The organism is Sphingomonas sediminicola, from assembly GCF_014489515.1.
Lineage (GTDB): Bacteria > Pseudomonadota > Alphaproteobacteria > Sphingomonadales > Sphingomonadaceae > Sphingomicrobium > Sphingomicrobium sediminicola.
Genome location: NZ_CP060782.1, coordinates 204,653 through 226,132 on the forward strand (window position 1 = coordinate 204,653; position 21,480 = coordinate 226,132).

21 protein-coding genes, 1 tRNA gene and 2 pseudogenes are annotated in these 21,480 nt (G+C 63.4%); 9 read left to right on the forward strand and 15 right to left on the reverse strand.

Annotated features, from left to right (window positions below; all coding sequences use genetic code 11):
- The first annotated feature begins 70 nt into the window (after positions 1-70).
- Genes H9L14_RS01120 through H9L14_RS01130 form a run of 3 tightly spaced genes read left to right on the forward strand, consistent with a single transcriptional unit; the run spans position 71 to position 2,186 of the window.
- Positions 71-586 (forward strand): DUF302 domain-containing protein, encoded by a 516-nt coding sequence (locus tag H9L14_RS01120; RefSeq protein WP_187708886.1) that lies wholly within the window; start codon positions 71-73, stop codon positions 584-586.
- A complete protein-coding gene (locus H9L14_RS01125) occupies positions 583-762 on the forward strand; it encodes a hypothetical protein (RefSeq protein ID WP_187708887.1) in 180 nt (59 codons plus the stop codon). The genes H9L14_RS01120 and H9L14_RS01125 overlap by 4 nt, the downstream gene beginning before the upstream one ends.
- Positions 759-2,186 (forward strand): hypothetical protein, encoded by a 1,428-nt coding sequence (locus tag H9L14_RS01130; protein WP_187708888.1) that lies wholly within the window; start codon positions 759-761, stop codon positions 2,184-2,186. Before H9L14_RS01125 ends, H9L14_RS01130 begins: the two co-directional genes overlap by 4 nt.
- A 24-nt stretch (positions 2,187-2,210) precedes the next feature.
- Here H9L14_RS01130 and H9L14_RS01135 read toward each other — a convergent pair whose 3' ends face one another.
- From H9L14_RS01135 to H9L14_RS01150, 4 genes and pseudogenes are all read right to left on the reverse strand, one after another.
- Complete coding sequence (locus H9L14_RS01135; protein WP_187708889.1) at positions 2,211-4,088, reverse strand: glycoside hydrolase family 15 protein; 1,878 nt, start codon at positions 4,086-4,088, stop codon at positions 2,211-2,213.
- 8 nt (positions 4,089-4,096) lie between these two features.
- Positions 4,097-4,950, reverse strand: a pseudogene (locus H9L14_RS01140) (hypothetical protein).
- Complete coding sequence (locus H9L14_RS01145) at positions 4,947-6,260, reverse strand: mechanosensitive ion channel (protein ID WP_187708890.1); 1,314 nt, start codon at positions 6,258-6,260, stop codon at positions 4,947-4,949. The pseudogene H9L14_RS01140 and the gene H9L14_RS01145 overlap by 4 nt, the downstream one beginning before the upstream one ends.
- Before the next feature lie 12 nt (positions 6,261-6,272).
- Positions 6,273-7,601 carry a replication-associated recombination protein A gene (locus H9L14_RS01150; RefSeq protein ID WP_187708891.1) on the reverse strand — a complete coding sequence of 443 codons (1,329 nt, stop codon included), beginning with the start codon at positions 7,599-7,601 and terminating at the stop codon, positions 6,273-6,275.
- A gap of 98 nt (positions 7,602-7,699) precedes the next feature.
- On the opposite strand from H9L14_RS01150, the gene H9L14_RS01155 reads away from it, so the two are divergent.
- On the forward strand, positions 7,700-8,326 hold the full coding sequence (locus tag H9L14_RS01155; protein ID WP_187708892.1) for a PadR family transcriptional regulator: 627 nt from the start codon (positions 7,700-7,702) through the stop codon (positions 8,324-8,326).
- Here the strand turns inward: H9L14_RS01155 and H9L14_RS01160 are convergent, their stop codons facing one another.
- Entirely contained in the window at positions 8,327-9,496 is a 1,170-nt protein-coding gene (locus H9L14_RS01160; RefSeq protein ID WP_187708893.1) for a glycosyltransferase family 4 protein, read from the reverse strand.
- Positions 9,497-9,546: 50 nt separating this feature from the next.
- Between H9L14_RS01160 and H9L14_RS01165 the strand changes: the two genes are divergently transcribed.
- From H9L14_RS01165 to H9L14_RS01175, 3 genes are all read left to right on the forward strand, one after another.
- Positions 9,547-10,077, forward strand: a complete 531-nt coding sequence (locus H9L14_RS01165; protein WP_187708894.1) for a DNA-deoxyinosine glycosylase — start codon at positions 9,547-9,549, stop codon at positions 10,075-10,077.
- Entirely contained in the window at positions 10,070-10,375 is a 306-nt protein-coding gene (locus H9L14_RS01170) for a hypothetical protein (RefSeq protein WP_187708895.1), read from the forward strand. Before H9L14_RS01165 ends, H9L14_RS01170 begins: the two co-directional genes overlap by 8 nt.
- Positions 10,376-10,418: 43 nt before the next feature.
- A tRNA-Glu gene (locus H9L14_RS01175) sits at positions 10,419-10,494 on the forward strand.
- 11 nt (positions 10,495-10,505) lie between these two features.
- Here H9L14_RS01175 and H9L14_RS01180 read toward each other — a convergent pair.
- From H9L14_RS01180 to H9L14_RS01190, 3 genes and pseudogenes are all read right to left on the reverse strand, one after another.
- Entirely contained in the window at positions 10,506-10,709 is a 204-nt protein-coding gene (locus H9L14_RS01180) for a hypothetical protein (RefSeq protein WP_187708896.1), read from the reverse strand.
- Positions 10,710-10,765: 56 nt separating this feature from the next.
- Positions 10,766-11,427 (reverse strand): annotated as a pseudogene (gene pdeM, locus H9L14_RS01185) (ligase-associated DNA damage response endonuclease PdeM).
- A gap of 23 nt (positions 11,428-11,450) precedes the next feature.
- Entirely contained in the window at positions 11,451-11,903 is a 453-nt protein-coding gene (locus H9L14_RS01190) for a hypothetical protein (RefSeq protein ID WP_187708897.1), read from the reverse strand.
- A gap of 93 nt (positions 11,904-11,996) precedes the next feature.
- Between H9L14_RS01190 and H9L14_RS01195 the strand changes: the two genes are divergently transcribed.
- A complete protein-coding gene (locus H9L14_RS01195) occupies positions 11,997-13,502 on the forward strand; it encodes a M20/M25/M40 family metallo-hydrolase (RefSeq protein WP_187708898.1) in 1,506 nt (501 codons plus the stop codon).
- On the opposite strand, the gene H9L14_RS15385 is transcribed toward H9L14_RS01195, so the two are convergent.
- The 3 genes from H9L14_RS15385 to H9L14_RS01210 all read right to left on the reverse strand — a co-directional run bounded on the left by H9L14_RS15385 (position 13,503) and on the right by H9L14_RS01210 (position 17,504).
- Positions 13,503-14,798 (reverse strand): extracellular catalytic domain type 1 short-chain-length polyhydroxyalkanoate depolymerase, encoded by a 1,296-nt coding sequence (locus H9L14_RS15385; protein WP_187708899.1) that lies wholly within the window; start codon positions 14,796-14,798, stop codon positions 13,503-13,505.
- 100 nt (positions 14,799-14,898) lie between these two features.
- Positions 14,899-17,319, reverse strand: a complete 2,421-nt coding sequence (locus tag H9L14_RS01205; protein WP_187709817.1) for a ligase-associated DNA damage response DEXH box helicase — start codon at positions 17,317-17,319, stop codon at positions 14,899-14,901.
- Entirely contained in the window at positions 17,316-17,504 is a 189-nt protein-coding gene (locus H9L14_RS01210; RefSeq protein WP_187708900.1) for a hypothetical protein, read from the reverse strand. Before H9L14_RS01210 ends, H9L14_RS01205 begins: the two co-directional genes overlap by 4 nt.
- Before the next feature lie 56 nt (positions 17,505-17,560).
- Between H9L14_RS01210 and H9L14_RS01215 the strand changes: the two genes are divergently transcribed.
- Positions 17,561-18,559 (forward strand): ligase-associated DNA damage response exonuclease, encoded by a 999-nt coding sequence (locus H9L14_RS01215; protein WP_187708901.1) that lies wholly within the window; start codon positions 17,561-17,563, stop codon positions 18,557-18,559.
- Positions 18,560-18,561: 2 nt separating this feature from the next.
- Here the strand turns inward: H9L14_RS01215 and msrB are convergent, their stop codons facing one another.
- From msrB to H9L14_RS01235, 4 genes are all read right to left on the reverse strand, one after another.
- Positions 18,562-19,044, reverse strand: coding sequence for a peptide-methionine (R)-S-oxide reductase MsrB (gene msrB, locus H9L14_RS01220; protein WP_187708902.1), 483 nt, complete (start codon positions 19,042-19,044; stop codon positions 18,562-18,564).
- Positions 19,045-19,084: 40 nt separating this feature from the next.
- Complete coding sequence (locus tag H9L14_RS01225) at positions 19,085-19,738, reverse strand: TMEM175 family protein (RefSeq protein WP_187708903.1); 654 nt, start codon at positions 19,736-19,738, stop codon at positions 19,085-19,087.
- Entirely contained in the window at positions 19,735-19,959 is a 225-nt protein-coding gene (locus tag H9L14_RS15390) for a cupin domain-containing protein (RefSeq protein ID WP_343070273.1), read from the reverse strand. The genes H9L14_RS01225 and H9L14_RS15390 overlap by 4 nt, the downstream gene beginning before the upstream one ends.
- Before the next feature lie 177 nt (positions 19,960-20,136).
- A complete protein-coding gene (locus H9L14_RS01235) occupies positions 20,137-21,429 on the reverse strand; it encodes an epoxide hydrolase family protein (RefSeq protein WP_187708904.1) in 1,293 nt (430 codons plus the stop codon).
- Between the last annotated feature and the right edge of the window lie 51 nt (positions 21,430-21,480).

A 21,480-nucleotide genomic window follows, 5' to 3' on the forward strand; every position in this document is an offset into this window, starting at 1 on the left:
CATGAGCAATCGCGATTTCTCCTGAGCCTCCAAAACGGCGAAAATCCCGGACAGGACAAGGAGAGATCAGATGTTCAGAAGCACGAAGCTCCACAAGAAATTCCTGGCGGTCCTGCTTCTCGCAGGTCCCGCGACGGTGGTTACGCCACTGGTGGCCACGGCCGCGAAGGCTGCAACTCCGGTCGCCACGGCACCGGCCGAGGGCGTGATCAGGCAGAAGAGCGACTTCGCCTTCGATGAGACGGTTACCCGCATCAAGGCGGACATCGCCGGCAAGGGCATCCGCTTTTTCGACGAGATCGACCACACGGCTCTCGGCGCCAGCGCAGACCTTCCGATCAATCGCTCGAAGCTGCTGCTGTTCGGCAATCCGCCGCTCGGCGTGCAGTTCCTGCAGTCCAATCCGCTTGCCGGCCTCGACTGGCCCGTGCGCATGCTCGTTACCCAGGACGACGCCGGACAAGTCTGGGTCAGCTGGAGCGACTTCCGCTTCGTAGCCAACCGCTACCAGCTCACCGATCGTGACGCGCAGATCGCCATGGCGAGCGAAGTCGCGGCCTCCATCGCATCTTCGACGAGGAAGTGATCATGCCCTATTTCACCTCCCCCAACGAACGCATCGTCGGCCCGCTGCCACGCCGCGACATCCTCGCCGTTTGCGCATTCCTGAATCGCCAACCGGCGAACAGAAGGGCCGAGACGAACGGCGACGCCGCTGAGAGATTCCTGGACCGACTGGCCGCCGCCGCCCGGATGCAATGACCGCCGAATTGGCGATCGACGCAATTCAAAGGGGTCTTCCGCCGCTGAGGGGAAGGCTCCTTTGGACGTACAGGCTGGCCTGGGTTTTGCTTGCAGCGGCGACGCTCGCCACCCTTGCTTTGGCGCTTTTCGATCCAGCCGTTCAGCCGCTGGTCCTCGGTCTAAGACTTCTCAAGTCCGCAATTGTTGGCGCGGTAGCGACGGTCCTCTTCTGGCGCCGGCAGCGCGACCCAGTTGCCGCGATCCTCTCGCTGGCCTTCCTTTGCTGGACGATCACCAGCAGCTTCGATTTCACGTCGGCGGCGGCTTTGCCGATGCTACTCGACCGCCTGCGCTTTCTGTTCTTCGCCTTTGCGCTGCTGCTGTTCCCTGACGGCAAGTGGCGCCCGCGATGGACGCGGGGTGTTGCCGTTCTCAGCATCGCAGTCTTCCTGCTGGGGGTTCTGGAAGCCGTCGGGCTGCTTCCAACGTCGCTCTTCCTACCTCTTGCGATCGTCTGCGTCCTCGCTGCAATCGTTGGCCTGATCCAGCGCTTCCGGGCCAGCTCGAGCGAGATGCAACAGCAACAGCTGAAATGGGTTGCTCTCGGGCTGGTGAGCGGCGTCGGGCTGATTTTGGTGGCGCGGACCGGAGCTGCGCTTTCCATGCCCGCCGTGGCATTCGAAGCGATGTTCCAGCTTGGTATCGTGCTGGTGGCGCTCGGCTTCCTCGTTCCCCTGTTGCGGTATCGGCTCTACGACGCCGAGGCCGTCATCAGCAGGTCGGCCGCTTACGCGGTCCTGACAGTAACGTTGGTCGCGACCTTCGCCGGCAGTGAATCCCTGATCGAATTGCTCGGCCAGCAGTACCTCGGCTCGGGCATCGGCCAGGTATCAGGAGCAATCGGAGCAGCAATCGCCGCGGTTCTCCTGACTCCACTGAACGATCGCATCAGCGCGTGGGCAGAGCAGAGATTCCAACGAGACCTGGTACAGCTGAAGGCTGAGTTGCCTGCCTTCCTTTCGGAGGCGCCCTCTGGCTGGTCCCCTCGCCAGGTCGGGAATGCGGTCCTACCGCGCATCGCCGACGCGATCCATGCGACGAAGCTGGCGATTGTAATCAAAGGCAAGGTGATCGCGGCCGACGGAATTGAGATCGGTAAGGTGTCGCGGTCCGCAGATGATTTTCTGCTGCGCCTTCCGTTTCGATGTCCCTTCGGCGGAGTGCAAGGCAGGTTGCTGGTCGGCCCGCGCCCGGACGGCAGTTCCTACGGAAAGGATGAGATCGAGGCGCTCGAGGAAGTTCTCCCAGCGCTGCGCCGATCGCTCTTGGCCGCCCTCGAACGTGAGACGGCTTATCGCTCACAGGCCAGGATGCAGCGCTCGCTCCGAGCGCAGATCGCTGAGATATCCATCCGGATTCGAAGCTTGGAATTGAAGGCCTAGCCGGCAGGGGAGCTTTGCGCTGTCCTACAGGCGCTCCCGCTCGAGCAGGTGCAGGACGTACGCCCCGGGGCCATAGCCCACCATCGGGATCGCGCCCGTAGGATCACCGATTTCACCGGGGAAAAGCTCGCACGGCACCGCAACGTACATTTCCGGGATGATGTTGTGGTCGGCGGCGGACTTGTCGACGATGCGGCTGAGCATCGCGTCGGCTTCCGCGTTCCGGCCAAGCCTCCGGTAGAGTTCCGCCAGAGTGAAATCGACGAACAGGAACTCCTGCCGCTCGTACCAATATTCGAAGATCTTGGGGTCCGTGTAAGTGCTGCGAACGCGGCGGTATCCGCCCGATGCAACCTTCAGCAGTTCCATCCTCTTCACCGTATCACGGATCACTTCCGGGTTACGGACGAGGCCGAAATTGATGACCGGAACCAACGCTCCGTCGATGTCGTTCTTGACGCCGTCCTCGAGCGTGCCGCGCAGCCTTCCATCGCGAATGAAGGCTTCATTGAAGCCCTTCTCCAGAAGAGCGCCGTCATGGATCGCTTGTTTGCGTGACGCCTCATCGCCGGCACGCCGCGCAACTTCCGCAAACTCGCGCAGCCCGACGATCGCCAAAGCGGTCGAGAAGGCGAAGTGCTTCTTGTCCTTCTGCCGCTCCTCCCAGATCGAGGTGTCGGCGGCGACGATCAGCCCGTCGCCATGCTTCTCCGTATTGGCCATGAGCGGCTTCACGATGAGATCGCGGGCGCTTTCATACAGTGGTCCGCGATGGGTTGCGGCCTTCGGCAGCTCCGGATCGTCGTACTTGCGCAGATACTCGCCCACCACCCAGAGCACTTCGCCCCAATTGTCGAACTCGATGTTGGTGCTGCCCTCCTGGGTAAAGAAGGGCTCCTCCTCGCCGTTCCCCCAATAGCGCACGACCGAGACCTGATAGTCCGCGCCGTTCACTTCACTCCGCATTTTGCCGGTCGGCCGGGCATTGAAATAGGCAAGCAGGGCCGCGCGCGCTTCAGCCCGGTGCCCCATGCGAATGAGCGCTGCAGTCGCCCAGGCCATGTCGCGGACCCAGGGCGTGGAATAAACGTCCGGCAGGGCAGCAACGATCAGCCCGTTGCCGTATCGGCCGGGCCGGTTCGGCTCGCGGCTCTGGGCGATGCGCAGCATGGTTTCGCTTTGACGCCAGAGGTGACGCTCTTTCTCGGACTTGAAGTGCACGGCCGGCTTGGCGCGCCATTGCTCGAACCGGGCGAGTTCGCGGGTGAGCAGTTTCCCGGAAGAAAGGCCCGCTCGCCAGCGCACGAATTCCTCGATGGCCGTTTCGGCCTCGCTCTCCTTCTCAATGGAGATCAACGCCCAGGCCGAACTCCCCACCAGGGTCTGGTCCATCCGCGCCGCTCCACCTCGCGGCCCGTCCAAGGGTATCACCAGCAAGTGCTCTTCAATCCCGTTGAAGCGCATCATCCGGGCATTGGTCCCGGCGGCGCTGACAAGTTTTTGGGATGCGAGCGGCCGGTTCCATTCGACACGCCACGTCGCCGTGCTCGAGCCGATAATCAGTGCCGGGCGATTGAATCCGAATGGCATGTAGAGCGTGCCGATGCCGTCGGCCCTGCGCATTCGGATGACGTGCGTGTCATTGACGTATTCTGCCATGCTCGCCCGGCCCGGTTCGCCCCAGCCGAGCGACTTGATGAAGGTGGGCGTCTCGATCCCTTCGCCCAACGAACTGGCCGGATCAGGCCGCGTGTAGCTGTGGGGATGGGGGTAGAATTTCGTCGCAGTCCCGCTCTCCGGCGCGATGACCGCGAACCCAAAGCCATTGCCCGTGACCAGATGGGAAGCCGCCGCCGGCACGGTGAACGAAAACCACAAGCAGATGAATGCAAGAACGCGCATCGCAGCCTTCACAGGACGCCGAAGGTCCAGCCTTCGGCCAGCGCAATCTCCCGCGTCAATCCCTCGGGCTCGAACGCGCCCGTCTCTTGTGTCGCAAGCGCGCGCATTCCGGCGGCGGTGACGAGGGCATCGGTCTGGTGATCGTTGGGCTCGAAGCTCAGCCGAGCCGGCTTGCTGCCGAGGCCGGCCAATGCGCGGTTGAGCTCGGCACGGGTGCGAAGCTTGGCGCCTGTCATACCGGCGCGGCGCAAGTAAATTCGCGTGTAGATTTCGGCGACCGCACTGCCGTGCTCCGGGAGTGGGTCCATCGGAAAGATCGCTACCTTGCCGTCGAGCCGATGGAGCAGCCGCATCCCCGAGAAGCTGGCCTTCGCCACCTGCGCTGCGCCGATCGCGTCAAACGCGCTTGCTGTCTTGCGTCCGCCTTGCGCGTTCAGCCGAGCGTCGCACTGGCGGAAATGCATGAAGTCTGCCTTCACGCCGTCGGCGATGCCGAAATAGAAGTGTCGCCGGTGAGCCATCTCGAGAAAGCTCGCCGCTCCGAGATCCTCGTCGTCGCACTTCGCGTCGACATAAGCCCAAAACTCGCGCGCGGTCTTTGGAACGCCGGGCTCGCCAAGCAGATATTCGCCGCGCTCGATGATCGGCGGGCGAAGCTGAAGTCGAACCCGAACAGGGTCGGCTCCTTAGAGGCGCGCTTCAGCAACCAGTGAAGGACTTCCTCTCGCGACCAGATATGCCCCGGCCGGATCAGGCGGGGCGGAGCATCGTGCCGGGCCTCGGCAATCGCGATGCCCTTGTGCCGCCGCCCTTTCGCGCCGGACCAGTCGATCGCGACGAACGCGTCGAAGTGCGGCGTCACACCAGGGGCGGCTGGCGCTCATCCTCGCCCGTCGGGTCCGCCGGCTTCTTCAGTCTGGGCGGAGCGGGACGGCGGGCTGGCGGCATTTGCTCGTCCGCCCAGCGCTCCAGGATTCGCGCGGCTGCATCACGTCCGCCGAGGCCGAACGCGATGGCTGTGGCAACCGCCGCAGAACCGAGGATCAGGCCGAACGCCATCATCACGATCTGGTCGGCAAGTCCCATGAAGGTGAGGCCGATCGCGGTGAACAGGGCGATGATGGCATATTTGATAATCGTCTGCGCGTAATTGCCTTCCCCCGTGGAGCTCCCGACCAAGGTCGACAGGATGCGTGCCAGGAAGATTCCGACAACGATGATGACGGTGCCGAAGATAACCTTTCCGCCGAGCGCGGTAACCTGGAACAGCAGCATCGCGGTGGAATCGCCGCCGATCTTGTGGGCCGCTTCCATGAAGCCGACGATGAGCGCCGCGATCATGACGATGTTGCCCAGGATCCGCGACGGAACGGCGGTTGCCGGCATCATGCCGAGCGCGCGCAGCGCGTTGTCGATTCCCAGGCCCGGGAGGACGGTTTCGACCAGGCTCTTTCCCCAGCGCCCTAGGACGAAAAAGAATGCAAGGATGATTAGTGCTGCAAGCACGTTGGGGATCGACAAAGCGATGGTCTGGAGCATCGCGGTCGCAGGGTCGGAGATCGCCGAGATCTGCAAGACTCGAAGGGCACCGATCGCCGCGAAGATGATGATGATCGCGGAGACCGTGACCCCGACCGCCTTGGCGATCGAGCCGCGTGCCGGAGCTACACCGTCCTGCGCAACGCCACCTTCGTCGACCGCCAGAGGCGCGTCGCCGATCGAGATTCCGGCGCGGCTGAAAAGGCGCTCGAGGTTGAGCGCTCCGAGCGCCGCCTCCACAACGTGGCGGACGACGCGAGCGAGGATCAGACCTGCGAAGAACAGGACGCCAGCGCCGATTACTCGCGGAATGAAGGCGAAGACCTCATTGGTCATCACCGTTACCGGAGTGAGTACTTCGTTGAGCCCGAGCGGCTGGAGCGCGGCGACCAAGCCGACGAGCCAGACCAGCCAATAGACGAGGCGGCCGAGCTCAGTTCCGACCGAGTCCACGCCCGCCTGCGGATGGCGCTTCAGCACCGGCATACGGTCGATGAGCTTGGCCACGCCCCATTGCACCGCCTTGGCGATGAAGTGCGTGGCGATGAGGATGAGGATCGCGAAGACCACTCGCGGTCCCCACTGGATCAACTGGTCGCGCCAATAGGCCGCAGGCGGTTCGGTCTGGTACATGCTCACCCTCCGTTAGTCGTCGTCGGTTTTGCGCTTCTCGCGAAGCTCGTTCCAAAAGGCGATGCGCTCGGCAATCCGCGCTTCGAAGCCACGCTCGCTGGGCTCATAGAAAATCTGCCGGTCCATTTCTTCGGGCCAGTAATCCTGGCCGGAAAAGCCCGCGTCGGCGTCATGGTCGTAGGCATAGCCCTTGCCGTAGCCGATGTCCTTCATAAGCCGCGTCGGCGCATTCAAAATGTGCGACGGCGGCATCAGCGACGCGGTCTCCTTCGCACTTCGATAGGCACTCTTCTGCGCCATGTAGGCCGCGTTCGATTTGGGCGCGGTCGCGAGATAGAGGCAGGCCTGGACGATCGCGAGTTCGCCCTCGGGTGAGCCGAGGAAATCGTAGGCGTCCTTGGCAGCGAGGCACTGCACCAGCGCCTGCGGGTCGGCGAGGCCGATATCCTCCATCGCAGCCCGAGTCAGGCGGCGGAGGACGTAGAGCGGCTCCTCGCCCGCAACGAGCATGCGCGCGAGATAATAAAGCGCGGCCTGCGGATCCGATCCGCGCAGGCTTTTGTGAAGCGCGGAGATGAGGTTGTAATGCCCCTCGCGGTCCTTGTCGTAGACTGGGACGCGGCGGTGGAGCAGCGCCGCCATGCCCGCTGGATCGAGCGGGCTGTCGAGGTCGACGTCGAACAAGGTCTCGACCTGATTGAGCAGGAAGCGGCCGTCGCCGTCGGCGCTGGCCACCAGTGCATCGCGAGCATCCTTGGTCAGCGGGATCGGTCGGCCGACTTCGGCTTCCGCGCGCTGGATGAGGGTTTCCAACGCTACTTCGTTGAGACGGCGAAGGATCAGCACCTGACAGCGTGACAGGAGCGCCGCGTTGAGCTCAAAACTCGGGTTCTCCGTGGTCGCGCCGACCAGGGTGACCGTGCCGTCCTCGACATAGGGCAGGAAACCGTCCTGCTGGGCGCGGTTGAAGCGGTGAATCTCATCCACGAACAGCAACGTCCGCTGTCCGGCGCGAGCCGCGGTTTTTGCTTCGGCAAAGATCTTCTTGAGGTCGGCGACGCCGGAAAACACGGCGGAGATCGGCACGAAGCGCAGGCCGACCGCATCCGCCAGAAGACGGGCGATGCTCGTCTTGCCGGTCCCCGGCGGGCCCCACAGAATCATCGACGACAATTTGCCGGCCGCCACCATGCGGCCGATCGCACCGTCCGGTCCGGTGAGGTGTTCCTGCCCCACGACCTCGTCGAGCCCTTGCGGCCGCAGCTTGTCGGCAAGCGGGGCATTCGCCGCGGTCGCCGGTCGGGCGTGCTCTAGCTCTTCGTCGCTGAACAGGTCGGCCATCTGCGAATGCCAATGGCCCAGTGCTCCGAAAATTGCATCACCCGTCTTGTCGAAGATGTTACTGAGATATATCTTAGATGCATCGAAAGGAGTCTTTGATGAGACATAGACACGGAGGCTGCCATCCGCGCGGCCGTATCGAGATCGACGTTCCGGACGCTCTGTTGGCCATGGGCCGCAGGTCGGGTGGCTGGGGTCCGTTTCACTTCGAATTTGATGACAATGGCTGGAGCGGCGGTCGCCGCGGCGGCGGTCGCAGAAGCCGGCGGATGTTCGAGTCCGGCGAGTTGCGGCTGGTCCTCCTGAAGCTGATCGCCGACGAGCCGCGCCACGGCTACGATTTGATCCGCGCGATCGAAGACCTGACTGGCGGCGAATATGCGCCGAGCCCGGGCGTGGTCTATCCGACGCTGACGCTGCTGCAGGACATGGGTCTGATCGAGGAGGCGGCGGGCGAGGGTCCCCGTAAGCCGTTCCAGGTAACCAGCGACGGCCGCGTTCACCTCGATGAGAAGGCGCAGGAAGTCGAACAACTGTTCGAGCGACTGGACGACATGGCTCCCAAAGAAACTCACGGGAGCGGCGCGTCCCTCGGGCGCGGCGTCTCCAATCTGATGACTGCAATCCGCAATCGCGTGTCTCGCACAGGCTGGGACGACGAACTGACCCACGAGATCACCGCGATCCTCGACGAGGCCGCGCAGCGGATCGAACGGCTGAAATAGCTAGCGGCCGGTGAGGCGCGCGTATCGCTCGCGGCGTTGGATGACCCGCTGGTAGGTCTTCAGCACGACCGAGTTGATCACGTCCCAGTCACGGGTCTTCGCGTAGGCAAGGCCGGCCTCGCCGTGCCGTTCGCGAAGATCTGGATCGCGCGCATAGGCCTCCAGGGCGTCGGCGAAGGCTTCGACGTCTCCGGGTGGCACCAGCGTCCCTGACTCGCCGTCTTGAACAAGGGTCGTCGCGCCTGTCGCCGAGGCCGCGACGACCGGAAGCCCGCAGGCCATAGCTTCAAGCGTGACGTTACCGAACGCCTCGGTGATCGACGGATTGAGGAAGACGTCCGAGCTCGCCAGCGCGCGCGCCAGGTCGTTTCCGACCTGATGCCCGACGAACACCGCTCCGGGCAGCCGTTCAGCGAACCAGCCGCGCGCCGGTCCGTCGCCGATCACGAGCACGCGATGCGCGACCTTGCGATCGGAGAGCGCGTCGATCGCGTCGGAAAAGATGTCGAGTCCCTTTTCCATTACGATCCGGCCCAGGAATCCGATAACCAGATCGCCGTCCGCTATCCCGAGCCCACGTCTCCATGCCACATCGCGGCGGTCGGGATTGAACTGCTGGCGGTCGACGCCGCGGCTCCAGATTGAAATGTCGCGGCTCATCCTCTGGGCATGAAGCACCGCCGCGGTCGATTCCGCCGGCGCGAGGATGGCGTCGCAGCGCTGGTATATCCGGCGCATGATTCCGCGCGCTACCGGCTCCAGGCTCTGCAGGTGATAGTAGCCGAGATAGGTGTCGAAGCGCGTATGGACCGACGCCACGATCGGGATCTTCCGCCGGCGCGCCCAGGTTACGGCGCGATGGCCGGTAATGTCTGGAGCGGAAATCTGGACGATGTTCGGAGCAAACTTTTCGAGGTCGCGCTTTACGGCGGCACTAAGGCCAAGACCAATGCGATACTCGGCGCGCCCCGGAACCGGGACGGACGGGATGCTGACAAGATCGCCTGCGGGCTCGAACGCCGGAGTGTCGGTCGTCGGCGAATAGACGCGGACGTGCACGCCCTGGCGGAGCAAATAGCCCACCAGCCGGTTCAGCGCCTGGTTGGCGCCATCCCGAACATAATTGTAATTGCCCGAAAACAGGGCGACGCGGATCTCGTTGGGAAGCACGGGCAGCAGCAATTAATGGTGAAAGCCGCAAAGGCAATGCACGGCTGTTCATGACAGAGGGAGTGAAGACCGGACTGCCCCTTGTTGCGAGGCCCGACGCGAGGCTGTTCATTCTCGGCTCTTTGCCCGGCGATGCTTCGCTCGCGGCCCGTCAATATTATGCGCATCCGCAGAATCAATTCTGGCGACTGGTGGGTTCTGTCGTCGGCGAGGACCTTCATTCGATGCCTTATGAGCGGCGGCTAGAGCGCCTTGCCGAGCATCGGATAGGACTGTGGGATGTCATTGGATCGGCGGTCCGGCGCGGGAGCCTCGACCAAGCCATCCGAACTGCAAATCACAACCGGATCGAGAGGCTCATCCACGACTTCCCGGCGCTCGAGGCAATCGCCTTCAACGGCGCGACTTCGGCCGCGATTGGCCGCAAGTTGGTCGGAAGCGCGACGGGCATCCGACTTGTCGACCTGCCATCATCCAGCCCGGCCAACACCCGGCCTATCGTCGAAAAGACCGCAGCCTGGGTCGTCCTGAAACCCCTTGTCTCGGCAGGCAATCAGGCCGAGATTGTCGCCGATGACTGAAGAAGACGAACTCGAGGTCGAAACCGACAGCGACAAAAGGCTGTCGATGGTTGACGAGGCTCTGGTCGCGGGCACGATTGCCAACACCAACGGCCTGCTGGTGATCCTCGCCAAGCTGGTCGCGAAAGGTGTTTTCGATCGCGACGATCTGAAGTCTTTCTCCGACAGCTATTCCAAGCCGCTCGACCATGTCGGAATGCGGGAGAACGAGCTGGTCACCCAGATGCAGGACCAGATGGAAGCGACCCTCGCCGAGCTGATGCGCTACCTGAGTGAGCGCGATTCCGCCCGCGATTGACTCATCGGGCGTCAGCCCACATATGCCCGACGCCTTCAGCGAAGGCCCCTTCGTCTAGCGGTCTAGGACGTCGCCCTCTCACGGCGAAAACACGGGTTCGAGTCCCGTAGGGGTCACCAGCCTTCTTGGCTTACTCGATGATTCGGAAGCCCGCCGGCAAGGTCGTCGCCAGTTCGCCTTCGACCTCGCGCCCTTCGTCGTTGGCGCCAGCAGCGTCGCGATATCGGGATGCCATTTCCTCGTGCAGTTCGCGGGCCTTCTCGCAGGTTGCGCGAGCGGCTGCTTCCTCTTCCTCGAGGGCCCGGCGATTTAGATAGTCCCGCTGCGACTCCATAGCCGACATTGTACTCTGCAAACGGCTCAACTGCACATGCCGACGCCCGGCAAGGCCTAAGCCGCTAGCGGGAAACGGAGAATCCGGTCCTGCAGTGGTACGAGAGCCGAAGCGGCGGGGCCGACCTGCTTCACGATTTCGGGATGGGAGGCGTCGAGTCCCCTGTCAGCGAACCGAAGGCGGGTAGGATCAGCTTGGTCGACGATGCGACGAAGCAGCGACGAGAGACATGGCGCCCCCGGATATTGACGCGATACTTGGGATGGAAGTGGCCTGACATTTCCGGCCGGGGATCGCTCCGGTCCGCCTCGTGGCGGAGGGTGATGCCTGCGACTTCGATTTCTTCGACCAGCTTGCCCCCGCAATGATCCGCGAAGCCCGGATCGTGGTTGCCCAGGATCCAGGTCCAGTCGAGCTTGGTCGTCATTTCCAGGAGAAGGCTGCGCGCCTGATCGGGCAAGCGTTCGCAGCCGAAGCGGTCGTGGAAGCTGTCGCCGAGGCAGTAGAGTTTCTCGACTCCGGTCGCCTCAACGACGGCCGCCAGGGCGGTGAGCGTGGCGACCGAATCGTAGGGCGGGAGGAACTGTCCCAGCCGCGCGAACCAGCTTGCCTTTTCAAGGTGCAGGTCGGCCGCCAGCAGCGCTTTTTGCGCAGGCCAGTGAAGCGCACCTTCGGGTGACGCGACAAACGTTTCGCCTGCGAACGAAAAGGGAACCATCGCTTCGGTTTAGACGAGCGGCTTCAGGGCTCAAGCCCCAGAATATGATCTTTCAATGCGCGGGCATCGTGCAAGGCGTTGTGCGGCACGGCGCTGTTCGAGGCCGTGCTGAATCCGCCCAGCGGAACGAGCTGGAATGTGGTCGCCGGCACAGGGACCATTTCGCCTGGACCGGTCATCAATAGGTTGCAGAACTGCGAGATGTCCTCGGGCCAGTCAGCAAGGATCACCGGCTGCGGATCGATCGCGAGATAGTGCGACAGAGCAATTGCCGCATCGCGGCGGCTGAGCCTCGGCGAGACCAGCCCAACCGGCACATGGTCCAGGAAGGGCGCGACATTCTGCTCGACCCAGGGAAGCAGTGCGGCTTCACAGCCCAACGTCACGTAGAACTCCTCCCCGTCCTCCGGAACTAGCGCGAGGCTCAGCAGCGAGCCGCCGAAGCCGTTGAACTCGGTGTCGAGGAAGTAACGCACATAACGCGGTTAGCGACCTCGCGCAGATTGGCAAATGCTGGACAGAAAGACCGGACGGGGCTTTGCTGCGTCCCAACAGGGGGAGAGTCGTCCATGCGCACATTCCGCGCCGCCGTATTCGCCGCGCTTCTTGCGAGCGTCTCCATTCCGTCTTCCGCCGAAACGCCCAACCGCGCGCAGCTCGCGAGTTCGGTAAAGGCGAGCCACGATGCCAATCTGAAGCGGCTGCAGGACTGGATCGCGCAGCCGACGATCGCCGCGGAGAGGGTCAACGTCGATGGCGGTGCAGAGTATATGCGAAAGCTCCTGCTCGACGCCGGCTTTCAGCAGGCCAAGATCGTGCAGACGGACGGAGTTCCGGGCGTGTTCGCAACGCTCGACGCGGGCGCGGCCAAGACGCTCGGCATCTACTTCATGTACGACGTGAAGCAGTACGTGCCGTCCGAGTGGTCGTCGCCGCCGCTTGAAGGAAAGCTCGTCGATCGTCCCGAAGGAAAAGCGGTCGTGGGCCGCGGCGCCGTCAACCAGAAGGGCCCGGAGACGGAGTTCCTGGCCGCGCTCCATGCGTTCAAGGACACGGGCCGCAAGCTTCCGGTGAACCTTGTCCTTGTCGCCGAAGGCGAGGAGGAGATCGGCTCACCGCATTTCAAGCAGATCGTTGCCAATCCCGAGGTCCAGGCGGCGATGAAAAAGGCCGTGGGGGTGTTCATTCCCGGCGCCGGTCAGGAGCCGACCGGTTCGACGACCGTCGAGCTTGGCGCCAAGGGCGTGGTCGAGCTGCAGCTGATCTCTAGCGGGAAGGACTGGGGCCGCGGACCGGAAAAGGACGTGCATTCGAGCCTCCACGCGATCGTCGACAGCCCCACCTGGCGGCTCGTCCAGGCGCTCAACACGCTCGTCGGGCCGGACGGCCATACACCGGCGATCGAGGGTTGGTTCGAGCACGTGAAGCCGCTGACCGAGCGGCAAAAGGAGCTGATCGCTGACGGCGTGAAGAAGACCGACGAGGCCGAGATCAAGAAAATCTACGGCGTGAAGCACTGGATTGGAGACGAGGACTTCCTGACCAGCCAGTTGCGGCTGGCGTCGCAGCCCACGATCAACATCGAGGGCTTGGTAGCGGGCTACACCGGCCCGGGTGGCAAGACCGTCCTGCCGGGTCGCGCCGAGGCAAAGATCGACATGCGGCTGGTTCCGGACATGACCCGGGAGGATGCCGTCGCCAAGCTGAAGGCCCATCTTGCCAAGCACGGCTTCTCCGACATCGTCGTGAACGTCAGCGGCGGCTACAGTCCGACCCAGACCGACGAGAACAGCATCCTAATCCGGTCGCAGATTGCGGCGCTGAAGAAGGCGGGGATCGAATATGCGCTGTCGCCACGCTCGGCGGGTTCCTGGCCGGGCGTGACCTTCACCGGACCGCCGCTCAACCTGCCCGCGGTCGGCTTCGGAATCGGTACCGGCGGCGGCGCGCACGCTCCTGACGAATGGGTCCTGATCGACAGCAAGAATCCCAAGATCGCCGGATTTGACGATTCGGCGATGTTCTACGTCGATTATCTCTACGAGCTCGCCAGCATGGCGAAGGGGGGCCGCTAGCTACGGATTGACGGGGCAGGCGTCCGTCGGAAGTGCGCGTCCCTTGCGGCAGCGTTCGGCCATGGCGCGGGCCTGCTTGCCGCGCTCCTCGTCCTGCTTGCGCATCTCGCGGCCGCGCTTCTCGTCTGCCTCGGACTGGCTGGTCGTCGCCGCGTCCACTCCGGCTGACGCGACCTTAACCGGTAGCGTCACCACATCGACGGCGGTCTTCGCCACCGTTCCAACGACGCATCCTGAAAGGAGCGGGATCGCGGCGACGATCGGCAATATTCGTTTCGAAACAGTCATCTGCCCATCATAGCCCGAGAAGAAGTCCCACATCAAGTCGTTCGCACTGATTGCCTTGGACGGCTGCTTGCGACCCTGCTGGGTGCCACCGCCCGGCCAGCTGTGCCCACCGGTGTCCGTCACGCACAGTTCGACGGGAGCGCCGCCCTTCCTCGCAGGGTATAGGTCGCAATGCGCGCCGGGAACCGTCAGCGCGCGCTTGGCCGTGGGCTGGGCCCGGTTGAGCGTAACCCATTTGTTTATAGAGGCGGGCACCGACGCGAAATCGACGTTGACGAGAGAGTCCGGTCCATGGCCGCCATTGAACAAGACGTGGCTGTCGTCCTTGGCGTGGAAATGGATCACCGGCACCGGGCGCGACGGAGAGCACGAAGACGTATTGTCGGTGCCCGCAACGGGAGCGATGGCGCGGATCATGCCCGGAAGCTCGCAGGCGAGGCGGTACGACATCATCGCCCCGTTCGACATACCGGTCGCGAAGACTCGGTTCCTGTCGACGTTTGCCTGGCGAGATACCCGCTCGATGACTTCTTTCAGGAAGCCAACATCATCCACCTTGTTCTGGACAGCCTTTCCGCAGCACGCTCCCGCGTTCCATGTCGCGAGGATGCCGCTCGCAAAGCGGCTGTACCCGTTCGGGAAGACGGCGATAAATCCCGCTTGCTCGGACTTGCCGATCAGACCGTATTTCGCATCATCCGACTGGAAATCGGCGTCACCTCCGCCTCCGTGCAGGGCAAGGAGCAAGGGTGCCGGCCGGTTCGGGCGGTAGCTCTTGGGAACGTGCACGAGATATTCCCGCGAAATTCCGTCGTGTACGAAGGTGAACCGGTAGTCTCCGGGTGCGGTGATGCGACTGGGGTTGGGATCGGCTTGCTTCGTCTGCCGCTGGGCGGCGCGCTCCCGCACTCGCTCGAAAATTTGCGCCCGCTCGCCGACACGTTGAGCGACGGCCGTGCCGGTAATCACGGCGAGCATGGTTGCGCCCACCAGGAATCGCGATGTCATCTCTTCACCCCTTCGAATCTCAGGGCTTCAGATTTCATTACGGCTCGTGAACGATGGCTGAGAGATTTGGTCGTGCTGCGTTCATCAAGATTGCCGGCCGCTAACCAAGACGCATCGCTTCGTCGGCTAACGCCTCGGCTTCGATAAGAAGAGTGGCATCCGCTTCCGCCCCAGGTGGCAGGGACTCCCGGCCGATGATGACCATCAGCGGGATCGCCATGGGGGTGATGCGGCCGGTGTCGACGTGAAGCATCGTCGCGGAGGCCCGGTCGACGAGACGGACAAGGCGCCCCAGCTCGGTCATCCGCGCGCGTGCATCGTCCCACGCCGCGCGGAGCAGGAGGTGACCCGGCTCGTAGCGGCGGAGGACGTCGTAGATGAGGTCAGTCGAAAAGCTGACCTGTCGGCCCGACTTCTTCTTTCCCGGATGATGCCGTTCCACCAACCCGCCGATCACTGCGACCTCACGGAAGGCGGTCTTGAGGAGGAGGCTTTGCTCGACCCAGTCGACGAACTCCTGCTCGAGGATGTCGGGTGAGAAAAGCGCCTTCGGGTCGGTGATCGGATGCAGGCCGTAGCAGGCGAGGGCGTAATCGTTGGCCACGAAGCCGAGAGGCTTCAGGCCCGCATTCTCCATCCGCCTCGTGATCAGCATGCCGAGCGACTGGTGCGCGTTCCAGCCCTCGAAGCTGTAGGCGACCATGTAGTGCAATTTCTCATGCTCGAACGTCTCGACGAGCAGTTGCTCCGGCTCTGGGATTGTCGAGCGGCGCTCCTGCACCTCCAGCCATTCGCGGACGTCATCGGGGAAGCGGTGCCAGTCGTTGCGATCGGCGAGCATGTGGCGCACGCGATTGGCGAGGTGCGTCGACATCGACATGCGCTGTCCGCCGTAGGTGACGATACGCCCGGACCTGGACGAGGCGCGGACGATGACGTCCGTGTCCTTGAATTGCTCGACCTCGAGGCTGAGGCCCGCGAAGAAGAACAGGTCACCTGGCGCCAGCGTGGACGCATAACCCTCTTCGATCGTGCCCAGCCTTCGGCCGTTGCGGAAGCGAACGGTGAGCAGCGGCTGCTCGACGATCACGCCGGCATTCATGCGGTGCTGTGCAGCGATCTGCGGCCTTGCGACGCGCCAGCGTCCGTCGCCTGCCGGGACCAGGCGACGGAAGCGGTCGTAGGCCTTCAGTGCGTATCCGCCGGTGGCAATGAAGTTCAGGACTTCGGTGAAGGTCTCATCCTTCAGGCCTGCGTAGGGAGCGGATGAGCGGATTTCGGCCAGCAGCTCATGCTCTTCGAACGGGGCCGCGCAGGCGACGCCGAGGATGTGCTGCGCAAGAACATCGAGCGTTCCCGGCCGAAAGTTCTCCGGGTCCAGCTCGCCATCGTCGATCGCGTCGAGCGCCGCCCGTGCTTCGAGATATTCGAAGCGATTGCCTGGGACGACCACACCCTCGCTCGGTTCATCGAGGCGGTGGTTCGCTCGCCCGATGCGCTGAAGAAGGCGAGAGGAACCCTTGGGCGCGCCCATCTGGACAACGAGGTCAACGTCGCCCCAGTCGATGCCGAGGTCGAGGCTGGCGGTTGCGACGAGCCCGCGGAGTTTTCCCGCAGCCATCGCCGCCTCGACCTTGCGGCGAGCCTCCTGCGCCAGGCTGCCGTGGTGGATTCCGATCGGCAGGCCCTTGTCGTTCGCCGACCACAAATCCTGGAAGATCAGCTCTGCGAGCCCGCGCGTGTTGCAGAAGACGAGCGTCGTCTTGTGTCGCTCGATCAGGTCCATGATCTCGCGGACGGCGTGGCGGCCGGAGTGTCCACCCCATGGAATTTTGCCTTCGGGGATGAGAATCGAAAGATGCGGTTCGGCACCCGGATCGCCCTGGACGATCTCGACTTCGTCCATGTCGGCATCGGGCGCGAGCCAGCTCCGGTATGCGTCTGGATCGCTGATGGTCGCCGACAGACCGACGCGCCGGAGGTTCGGCGCGATCTTCTGAAGCCGGGCCATCGACAGCGACAGCAGGTCGCCGCGCTTGCCCTTCGCGAAGCCGTGAAGCTCGTCGACGACGATCGTCCTGAGATTCTCGAAAATGGTGAAGCTGTCCGGATAGCTGAGCAGCAGGCTCAGGGACTCGGGCGTCGTCAGCAGGATCTGCGGCGGCCTGATCCGCTGCCGAGCTTTGCGGTCTGAGGGGGTGTCGCCGGTGCGCGTCTCGACCCGGATCGGAAGCCCCATCTCCTCGATCGGGCCGAGCAGATTGCGCTGAACATCAACTGCCAGCGCCTTCAGCGGCGAGATGTAGAGCGTATGGAGACCTTCAGTCGGCTTCTCAGTCAGCTCGGCGATCGTCGGCAGGAATCCGGCGAGCGTCTTGCCCGATCCGGTCGCCGCAACCAGCAGCGCGTTCTTCCCCGCCCGCGCGAGCCGCAGCATGTCCATCTGGTGCCGCCGCGGCTCCCATCCGCGCGCGGCAAACCAGTTCCGGATGACGAGTGGGAGATCCGGTTCGTTGCTCAGCGGTCGTCAGTCCCCTCGCGGCGGCGCCGCTCTTCCTCGGCATACTCTTCGCGTGTCGCGCGCTCGGTCACGCTCATCGGCGCTTCGCCCTTGCTGCGACGGTTGCGCAATACCACCCAGACCAGGATCACGAACAGGATGATCGGGCCGGCGATTTCCATCAGTCCAAGCAAAGTTTCGTCCATGAAGCTTCCTCTGCAGACAAGGGAACTCTCCCGTCCTTCGACCTATATAGCTCCCGATGGCGCGGCTCGGTTCCTGGATAGAGCCTTTTCCGGAAGGCATTTACGTGCGCCCGGCGGATGCGTGGATCGATCCCTCTCGGCCAAAGGAGCGAGCGCTCGTCACCCACGGCCATGCCGACCATGCGCGAGGCGGGCACAGCGCGGTCTGGGCGACGCCGGAGACGCTGGCGATCATGGGCGTCCGCTACGGCGAGCAAAACGGCAATCCGGTCGCCTATGGCGAAAGCTTCCGCGTCGGCGAGGTAGACGTCCGCTTCGTTCCCGCGGGCCATGTGCTGGGCTCAGCGCAAATCGTGCTCGAACATGCGGGCGAACGGATCGTCGTTTCGGGTGACTACAAGCGCCGCGAAGACCCGACCTGCGCGCCGTTCGAGCCAGTGCCGTGCGACATCTTCATCACCGAGGCGACGTTCGGCCTGCCGGTCTTCCGCCACCCAGACACCGGAAGCGAGATCGATCGGCTGCTCCATCGCCTGCATTCCGATCCCTCGCGGTCGGTGCTGGTCGGTGCCTATGCGCTGGGCAAGGCGCAGCGGGTGATCACCGAGCTTCGTCGCCGCGGCCATGAGCAACCGATCTACTATCACGGTGCGATCGAGCGGTTGTGCAATCTCTATGAGGAACTCGGCGTCGCGCTGGGCGAGATGCGGCACACGGCTGGGGCGAAGAAGGAGGAGATGGCGGGGCACATCGTCATCGCGCCGCCATCCGCTCTCAACGATCGCTGGTCTAGACGTTTGCCCGATCCGGTAACCGCAATGGCATCAGGCTGGATGCGCATTCGCCAGCGGGCGCGCCAGTCGAACATCGAGCTGCCACTGGTGATTTCCGATCACGCCGACTGGGACGAACTGACCTGGACCATCCGCGAGTTGCAGCCGCGTGAGGTGTGGATCACTCATGGACGCGAGGAAGCGCTCAAACACTGGTGCATGCTTCATCAGATCAAAGCGCGCGAACTGAACCTGGTGGGTTACGAGGACGAGGATGATTGAGATTAAGGCAGCGGCTCGCCCTCAGGCGCGCCACGATCAAGCTTGTCAGGCAGCGGCTCGCCGTTGGGCGTGAACTCGAGGCTGACCGAATTGATGCAATAGCGCTCGCCGGTCGGCGGAGGCCCGTCCGGGAAGACGTGTCCCTGGTGCGATCCACAGCGGGCGCAGACGATTTCCGTCCGGACCATTCCGTAGCTGGTGTCGCGGATATAGGTCAGGTGATCGGCGGAGAACGGCTGGGTGAAACTGGGCCACCCGGTTCCGCTCTCGAACTTCTGTCCGCCGTTGAACAACGGCAGGCCGCACAGCCGACAGGTGTAAACGCCGGGGCGCTTCTCATCGAGAAACACGCCGCAGAAGGGTGCCTCGGTCCCATGTTCCAGAAGTACGTGACGCTCCTGGTCGCTAAGGTCGGCTTCGAGATCGCGAAGCTGGTCTTCGGTGGGCCGGGTCAGGTCGAACTGAATCGTCATCGCGTCGTCCATCTCTGCTTCCTTGGAGTCAGGCGGGCCGCTTTAGCACAAGTCAGGGGCGGGAATGCTCCATCGCGCGGTGAACTTCGTCCTTGGCGGCCTGCAGCCGAATGACCGGCAGGAAGAACAATGCGGGAAGGATCAGCAACAGGGCCCAACTGATCCTGATGTTCATAAAGGCGATCGGGATTGCCGCAGCGTAGAGCGCCATGGCCACCCATGCCCTTCGAAAGACACGGTGGTGGAGCGCGCGGTGAACTTCGTTCTCGGTAACGCGCGCGGCATGTCGTCTGAGCAGCGTGAGCGCGAATGTGCACATCATGATCACGTACGCATACGCCGCGGTCGCCCTCGGCGACGTCGGGTGCTGGCCGAAGAATCGGGCGACGACCGGGACCATCGTCACCCAGAAGAGGACGTGATTGTTCAACCAGATGGTCGCTCGGTCCGACGTCGGCAGAGTGAAGACGAGATAGTGATGGTTTGCCCACAAGATGCCGACGACGACGAAGCTGAGCACGTAGATTGCAAGCAGCGTGGCGAAGTCTTCGAGAGCAGCCATGTCGCTTGCGAAGGCGAGTGTGTCCGGAACGCGGATTTCGAGGACCATGATGGTCACCGCGATCGCGAATACCGCGTCTGAGAAGGCCTCGACGCGTCGGTTGGTAGGCTGCAACTCTGGCGGTAGCCGCATCACGTCTTTCACTTGACGAAGACCGTCAGCGGCTTTCCCTTCTCGAGGACGTAAGTCGCAAGCTCGGCGGCGGAACCCTCACCCACATTTCGTGCGGAATGCACAGCTCCGTAGGGGACGAACAGCACATCGCCCGCTTTGACGCGCACGGGCTTCCCGTTCACCTCATATTCGAGAGATCCTTCGAGAACGTAGATGATCTCCTCCCCGGGTGCGTGTGGCTCGGGAAAAATGCGCCGGGTGCAAAGTCGACCCGCGCTTGGAAAACCTCGCGACCCGGAACACTGAGGTCATGGCGCTGGAGATCGGTACGCGTCGAACCCGCCGGGCGAGGCTGTGCGGGGAGCGGCGAACCGCCCCCACGACGAGCATCAGCGCGGCAACAACGGCGCCGACCGATGGCGCGGCGTTCACCGCAGCGACCTGAACCCGTTACGCAGGTCGTCCACGAACGCTTGCGGTTGCTCCCAGGCAGCGAAGTGGCCGCCTTTCGGGTGGCGCTGGTAATAGATCAGGTTGGAATAGGCCTTCTCGGCCCAGCTCTTCGGAACCTGGTACAGCTCCTCCGGGAATGAGCTTATCACCACCGGCACGGTTTGGCCCAGCGGCACGAAGAAGGCGAGCTTGTTCTCCCAATACAGCCTGGAGGAGGATACTCCGGTCTTCGTCAGCCAGTAGAGTGTGATGTTGTCGAGAACGTCATCGCGCGTCAGGCCTTCCGCGACGCCATCGAACGCCCGGGCGATGAGCCTGTAGCTGTCGATGTCGTGGTCGATGATCCATGCCGCCAGTCCGATCGGCGAGTCATCGACCGCGTAAAGCGTCTGCGGTCGGTTCCCCATCTCCTGGGCGTAAGCCAGGCCTTTGCCGAAGAAGAACTTGAGCTGCTCGAACGCACGGAGCTCGTCGGCATCAAGGCCCTCCGGCGGTGGCCCGCCAGCGAACGCTGCCCTTGCGACATCGGCGGGCATCGCGAAGGGCATGTTGGTGTGGATCGCGATTACTTCCCTCGGTGCCTGTAGGGCAATCTGCTCGGTGACCGGAGTGCCCCAGTCGCCGCCGGAAGCGAAGAAACGGTCGTAGCCGAGCCGTCCCATCAACGTGATCCAGGCTCTCGCAATGCGCTGCGGATCCCAGCCTAGCTTGGTCGGCTTTCCGGAGAATCCGTAGCCCGGAAGCGAGGGAATCACGACGTCGAACGCGTCTTCGGCGCTGCCTCCGAATGACGTCGGATCGGTCAATGGATCGATGATTTTGAGCTGCTCGATGATCGAACCTGGCCAGCCATGAGTGACGACCAGCGGCTTGGCGTCCGGATGCTTCGATTTCACGTGAATGAAGTGAATGTCCACGCCGTCGATGTTTGTGATGAAGTTCGGGTACGAATTGATCTTCGCCTCGACCTTTCGCCAATCGTGCGAATTGAGCCAATAATCGGCGAGCTTCTGCATTGTGGCGAGCTGCACGCCCTGGGAGGCGTCATTGACTAGTTCGCGATCAGGCCATCGGGTGGCCGCGATGCGCCGTTTCAAGTCGGCAAGATCTTCGTCCGACGCTCGAAACGAGAACAGCCGGATCGAGGTTTCTGCTTGGGGGCGCTCCTCAAGCACGAAGGTCCTCTTTGGGGTTTCGGTCTGGGTTGTGGTGGTGGGCTCGGGCGCAAGAGTATCGCCACCGCCTCCCGGCGGCGTCGGTGCAGTCATGGTCAGTCTCCACGTCTGGGGGTTAGACGCGTACGCTACCGTGATCAGCCG

What these genes read in the sequence shown, in the direction of transcription:
- H9L14_RS01155 (WP_187708892.1), top strand. Translation starts at nt 7,700, where the DNA reads ATGAGACATAGACACGGAGGCTGCCATCCGCGCGGCCGTATCGAGATC.
- H9L14_RS01135 (WP_187708889.1), bottom strand. Translation starts at nt 4,088, where the DNA reads ATGCGCGTTCTTGCATTCATCTGCTTGTGGTTTTCGTTCACCGTGCCG.
- H9L14_RS01165 (WP_187708894.1), top strand. Translation starts at nt 9,547, where the DNA reads ATGACAGAGGGAGTGAAGACCGGACTGCCCCTTGTTGCGAGGCCCGAC.
- H9L14_RS01170 (WP_187708895.1), top strand. Translation starts at nt 10,070, where the DNA reads ATGACTGAAGAAGACGAACTCGAGGTCGAAACCGACAGCGACAAAAGG.
- H9L14_RS01215 (WP_187708901.1), top strand. Translation starts at nt 17,561, where the DNA reads ATGGCGCGGCTCGGTTCCTGGATAGAGCCTTTTCCGGAAGGCATTTAC.
- H9L14_RS01235 (WP_187708904.1), bottom strand. Translation starts at nt 21,429, where the DNA reads ATGACTGCACCGACGCCGCCGGGAGGCGGTGGCGATACTCTTGCGCCC.
- H9L14_RS01130 (WP_187708888.1), top strand. Translation starts at nt 759, where the DNA reads ATGACCGCCGAATTGGCGATCGACGCAATTCAAAGGGGTCTTCCGCCG.
- msrB (WP_187708902.1), bottom strand. Translation starts at nt 19,044, where the DNA reads ATGGACGACGCGATGACGATTCAGTTCGACCTGACCCGGCCCACCGAA.
- H9L14_RS01180 (WP_187708896.1), bottom strand. Translation starts at nt 10,709, where the DNA reads ATGGAGTCGCAGCGGGACTATCTAAATCGCCGGGCCCTCGAGGAAGAG.
- H9L14_RS01195 (WP_187708898.1), top strand. Translation starts at nt 11,997, where the DNA reads ATGCGCACATTCCGCGCCGCCGTATTCGCCGCGCTTCTTGCGAGCGTC.
- H9L14_RS15385 (WP_187708899.1), bottom strand. Translation starts at nt 14,798, where the DNA reads ATGACATCGCGATTCCTGGTGGGCGCAACCATGCTCGCCGTGATTACC.
- H9L14_RS01210 (WP_187708900.1), bottom strand. Translation starts at nt 17,504, where the DNA reads ATGGACGAAACTTTGCTTGGACTGATGGAAATCGCCGGCCCGATCATC.
- H9L14_RS01145 (WP_187708890.1), bottom strand. Translation starts at nt 6,260, where the DNA reads ATGTACCAGACCGAACCGCCTGCGGCCTATTGGCGCGACCAGTTGATC.
- H9L14_RS01150 (WP_187708891.1), bottom strand. Translation starts at nt 7,601, where the DNA reads ATGGCCGACCTGTTCAGCGACGAAGAGCTAGAGCACGCCCGACCGGCG.
- H9L14_RS01120 (WP_187708886.1), top strand. Translation starts at nt 71, where the DNA reads ATGTTCAGAAGCACGAAGCTCCACAAGAAATTCCTGGCGGTCCTGCTT.